Origin of the sequence: Cellulomonas septica, assembly GCF_012396155.1 — a bacterium.
GTDB classification, from domain to species: Bacteria; Actinomycetota; Actinomycetes; order Actinomycetales; family Cellulomonadaceae; genus Cellulomonas; species Cellulomonas septica.
In genome coordinates, this window is sequence record NZ_JAAXOY010000772.1 from 1 (window position 1) to 1,501 (window position 1,501).

1 protein-coding gene and 2 pseudogenes are annotated in these 1,501 nt (G+C 74.5%); 2 read left to right on the forward strand and 1 reads right to left on the reverse strand.

Translation table 11 applies throughout. From position 1 onward, the window contains the following. Together HGA02_RS19015 and efeU are read left to right on the forward strand one after the other, a co-directional pair. Window positions 1-421: NUDIX domain-containing protein (locus tag HGA02_RS19015; RefSeq protein ID WP_168680925.1), on the forward strand; the 421-nt coding region annotated here is incomplete at its 5' end. A 113-nt stretch (window positions 422-534) separates the two neighbouring features. Next, window positions 535-1,419, forward strand: a pseudogene (efeU, locus tag HGA02_RS21290) (iron uptake transporter permease EfeU); the annotation flags it as partial. Window positions 1,420-1,442: 23 nt separating this feature from the next. Here efeU and HGA02_RS21875 read toward each other — a convergent pair. Beyond that, a pseudogene (locus HGA02_RS21875) lies at window positions 1,443-1,499 on the reverse strand (hypothetical protein); the annotation flags it as partial. Window positions 1,500-1,501: the final 2 nt, after the last annotated feature.

Below are 1,501 nucleotides of genomic sequence, written 5' to 3' on the forward strand. Positions count from 1 at the left end.
CGACGCGTCGGGGGCGCCCGTCGCCGTCGTCCTGCAGCACCGCGCGCCGTGGAGCGACCAGGGCGGCACGTGGGGCCTGCCAGGCGGAGCGCTCGCGCCCGACGAGGACGCGGTCACGGGGGCGCTGCGGGAGGCCGCCGAGGAGGCCGGCATCGACCCGTCGCACGTGCGCGCGACCGGCTCGTCGGTGCTCCGGCACCCGGACTGGTCCTACACGACGGTGCTCGCCGACGAGATCCACCCGGCCGAGCCGAGGGCGACCGACGCGGAGAGCGTCGAGGTCCGCTGGGTGCCCGTGGACGAGGTCGCCGACCTGCCGCTGCTGACCGCCTTCGGCGACGCGTGGCCCGACCTGCGGCGACGTCTGGAGGCCGGTCCCGACGCGACCGACGACGCGACCCATGGCGCCGCCACCGCGTGAGCGGGGTCACAGCACGCGTCGCGGACAGACGTCGCGGGGACGATCCGGACGGGAGTATCGTCGCGCCCCGGTGAGGTAAGCCTCGCCTCACTGCCCCACTCCCGGGAAGCGTCATGGTCGCGAACTACCTGATCGGCCTGCGCGAGGGCCTCGAGGCCGCCCTCGTCGTCAGCATCCTCGTCGCCTACCTCGTGCGCACCGACCGCCGGCACCTGCTGCCCGCGCTGTGGACCGGGGTCGGCGTCGCCGCCGCCGTGTCGCTCGCGTTCGGCGCGCTCCTCACGTTCGGCCCGTCGGGGCTGTCGTTCGAGGCGCAGGAGGCCATCGGCGGCACGCTGTCGATCGTGGCCGTCGGCCTCATCACCTGGATGATCTTCTGGATGGCGCGCACCGCGCGTCACCTCAAGGCGGACCTGCAGCACAAGCTCGACGACGCGGTCGAGGCCGGGAAGCGGGCCGTCGTCGTCATGGCGCTGCTCGCCGTGGGCCGCGAGGGTCTCGAGACCGCGCTGTTCCTGTGGGCCGGCGCACAGGCCACGAGCGGGTCCGACGGCGACGTCACGCCGCTGCTCGGCGCCGCGCTCGGCCTCGCGACCGCGGTGCTGATCGGGTGGCTGCTCTACCGCGGTGCTGTGCGCGTCGACCTCCGCCGGTTCTTCGCCTGGACGGGCGCGTTCCTCGTGCTCGTCGCCGCCGGCGTGCTGTCGTACGGCGTCCACGACCTCCAGGAGGCCGGCATCCTGCCCGGCCTGCACGACCTGGCGTTCGACGTCTCCGCGACGATCCCGCCGACCAGCTGGTACGGCACGCTCCTCAAGGGCGTCCTCAACTTCTCCCCCGCGACCACGAAGGTCGAGGCGATCGCCTGGGTCGCGTTCGTCGTCCCGACGATGTGGTTCTTCGTCCGCACGACGTGGGGCGGTCCGTCGCGGCCGACCCCGTCCGCACCGGTCCCGTCCGCCGCATCCCCCGCACCCGTCGCGTCGCCCGCCGCGGCGAGCACGACGTCCGGCTTCTCGCCCGGGACCTCGGTGCCCGCCCACTCCCAGATGCCGAGGCCGCGCGTGCAGTGCGCGATCG